2 protein-coding genes and 1 tRNA gene are annotated in these 3,057 nt (G+C 71.3%); 2 read left to right on the top strand and 1 reads right to left on the bottom strand.

Features of this window, described 5'->3' with window-relative positions:
- Positions 1-109: 109 nt before the first annotated feature.
- Entirely contained in the window at positions 110-1,057 is a 948-nt protein-coding gene (gene folP / locus Q0R63_RS03910) for a dihydropteroate synthase (RefSeq protein ID WP_295694293.1), read from the top strand.
- Between the two features lie 33 nt (positions 1,058-1,090).
- Here the strand turns inward: folP and Q0R63_RS03905 are convergent, their stop codons facing one another.
- Positions 1,091-2,632 carry an LCP family protein gene (locus Q0R63_RS03905; protein ID WP_295694290.1) on the bottom strand — a complete coding sequence of 514 codons (1,542 nt, stop codon included), beginning with the start codon at positions 2,630-2,632 and terminating at the stop codon, positions 1,091-1,093.
- 238 nt (positions 2,633-2,870) lie between these two features.
- Between Q0R63_RS03905 and Q0R63_RS03900 the strand changes: the two genes are divergently transcribed.
- Positions 2,871-2,957, top strand: a tRNA-Ser gene (locus tag Q0R63_RS03900).
- The last annotated feature ends 100 nt before the right edge of the window (positions 2,958-3,057 follow it).

The following is a 3,057-nucleotide window of genomic DNA, read 5'->3' as shown; positions in this document are numbered from 1 at the left end:
CCCCCAGGACCCCTACACCCAGCGCCTGCTCGCGGCGATCCCCAACCCGTTCGCTGACGTCGCACCGCCGGTGGGCGCGGCCTGACGAGGGCGAGGGAAGAATGGGCGCATGACGACGACCGGGCCCGATGGTGGACCCGTCCCGCTCGAGCTCCCTCCTCCCGCCGCGCTCGTCCTGCGGGGGCGTAGGTTCGACGCCGCTCACCCGGCGGTGATGGCCGTCATCAACCGCACCCCCGACTCGTTCTTCTCCGGCAACCGGCACGCCGACCTCGACTCTGCGCTGTCCGCGCTCGAGCTCGCGATCGGTAGCGGCGCCGACCTGGTCGACGTCGGTGGGGTGCGGGCCGGCCAGGAGGGCGAGGTGGTCACCCCCGGCCAGGAGATCGACCGGGTGCTGCCCTTCCTCGAGCGGGCCCGCCGCAGGCACCCCGACGTCATCCTCAGCCTCGACACATGGAGGTCCGAGGTGGCCAGCTCTGCCGCGTCCGCTGGGCTCGACCTCGTGAACGACACCTGGGCCGGGCACGACCCCGATCTCGTATCCGTCGCGGCGAGCATCGGTGCGGGCTATGTCGTCTCGCACACCGGCGGGCTGCCGCCGCGCACCGACCCGGTCGACGTCGACTACGGTCCCGACCCGCTCGACGTGGTGCGTGACGTCCTCCGCACGCTGCGCGACGGGGCCGAGGCGGCATACCGGGCGGGGGTGGTGCGGGAGCGCATCCTGATCGACCCGACCCTCGACTTCGGTAAGACCACCGTCCACTCCCTCGAGGTGCTTCGGCACACGGCCGACATCGTCGCGCTGGGCTACCCGGTGCTGCAGGCCCTGTCGCGCAAGGACTTCGTGGGGGAGTCGCTCGACCTCCCCGCAGACGAGCGGCTCGAGGGGACGTTGGCTGCCACGGCGATCGCGGGATGGCTGGGCGCGACGGTGTTCCGGGCCCACGACGTGCGCGCCACCCGGCGGGTCGCCGACATGGTCGCCACCCTGCGGGGGGACCGGCCGCCGCTGCTCGCCGAGCGAGGCGTCCGCCGGGCCGAACGGGCCTGACCGGCTCGCCGGACAGCAGCCGTCAGTGGCCGGTCAGCAGGCGTCCTTGACGTCCACCGCGGCAGTCGAGTCGGGCGCCGGGGTCGTGCTGGTCGACGACGGGGTGCTCGGCGACGACGTGGACGTGCCGCCCGCCTCGCCCGGGGTCGTCGGGGTGGCGGCCGGGGGGTTGATCGCGTCCGCGACGAGCTGGCGCATCTTGGGGAAGTCGGGGCGCGCGACGTTGATGACCTCGACCGTGAAGGTGAGCGAGCGGACGCCGCCCTTCTGGATGCGTTCGACGAGGTCCACCCAGGCGGGCAGGTCGGCGAGGCTGACGTCGGTGGTGATGTTCTGCTTGGCGACCTGGGCCAGCTCGGGGTACTTCGCCAGCATCGTGGCGGGGTTGACCTGGGCCAGCAGCGCGCCGACGAGGCAACGCTGGCGACGCATCCGGGAGTAGTCGTCGGAGAGCAGCCGCGACCGGGCGTACCAGAGCGCGTGGAAGCCGTCGAGCTTCTGGCGACCGGGCTCGATGTAGCCCTCGATGCCTGCCACGCCACCGTTGCTGAGGTGGTAGCCGTTGATCGGGAGGCGCTCGGTGACGTTGACGGTGACCCCGCCCATCGCGTCGACGAGGGACTGGAAACCGGCGAGGTCGATGATCGTCGAGTAGTCGAGCTTGACGCCGGTGATCTCGCCGATGACGGCTTTGAGGGTCGTCAGGCCGGGGGTGGGGTCGCCGGGGAACAGGTCCTTCTGTCCCAGGGCCTCGTTCCATACCGCGTTGAGGAGGCACTCGTTGCCGACGCCCCTCGACGGGCAGTAGTAGCCGTTGGGGAAGTAGGCGTGCAGCGGGTTGTCGTCCGGGAAGGGCACCCGCTCGAGGTTGCGGGGGAGGCTGATGAGGGTCGTCGTCCCGGTCTTGGTGTCGATGCTCGCGACGACCATCGAGTCCGTGCGCAATCCGGTCCGGTCGCTCCCCGCGTCCGAGCCGATGAGCAGCATGTTGACCCGGGGCACGTTCTTCCACGGGTCCGCGGCCTGCACCGGCTTGGCCGTCTGGGTGCTGACCGCGCCCCCGGCGACGGGGACGGGTCCCTCGGCGGCGAAGACCGTGCCGACGAGCTCGCGCTGGATGGCGACGTAGCGGACCGTCTGCACGACGGGGGCCGCGACGACGAGGCAGATGACACCGGTCGCGAGCCGGAGCCCGAGCTTGGAGCTGGTGTCGGCCCCCAGCGGCTCGCTGCCCCGGTTGGTGAGGATGATCGAAAGGATCCACACGAGCCCGGCGACGACGGCGACACCCGCCACGACGAGCAGGAGCGTGGGGCTGATCGCGATGCGCAGCGCGAGGTCGAGCATCGACCGGGGACCCTTGACGACGGTCGTGACCGCCAGCGCGACGAGGGCGGCGGCGATCAGGCCGAGCAGCGTCCAACCGATCGCGCGGAAACGGGTGCGGGTGAGACCGGCCCCGGGGAGGACGGCCAGCACCGTGAGGCCGAGGGAGCGGCGAGTGCGACGCCGCAGCTCACGTCGACGGCGGGTTCGAGCGCCCAGGGGGTCGGCCTGTCGGTGAAGGGCGGCCATGCGTCGTGTCCTCGTCCAATCTCTTGCGGAGCGTTTCGGAGCATACCGGGGGAACCCTGGGGTTCTCCCTGAAACAAGGACGTACGGGGAGTCGCAAAGGTTGTCCTCCGGCGGCATCCTGTCCTCGATCGCGCTGTCGCGGCCGTCCGGGGCAGGGTCGTTTTGGCCCACGTCCTCCGCCCCGGTAGCCTGTGCAGGCTTTCCGTTACGAGGGCCCTCCCGCCCGGTACGGACTGCTGGAGGCGTCGCATAGTGGCCTAGTGCGCCCGCCTGCTAAGCGGGTTGGGGTTAACACCCCTCGCGAGTTCAAATCTCGCCGCCTCCGCAGACCGAAGGGCCCCACGGTTGGTGGGGCCCTTCGTTCGTGCCCGACTCGGCTGGGGTTGACGCTGCGTCATCGGGGTTGACGCCCGTGATAACGGGCG

This window comes from Lapillicoccus sp., from assembly GCF_025353065.1.
Lineage (GTDB): Bacteria > Actinomycetota > Actinomycetes > Actinomycetales > Dermatophilaceae > Lapillicoccus.
Note: the sequence above shows the minus strand (reverse complement) of the source record. Positions and strands in the feature narration are given on the sequence as shown.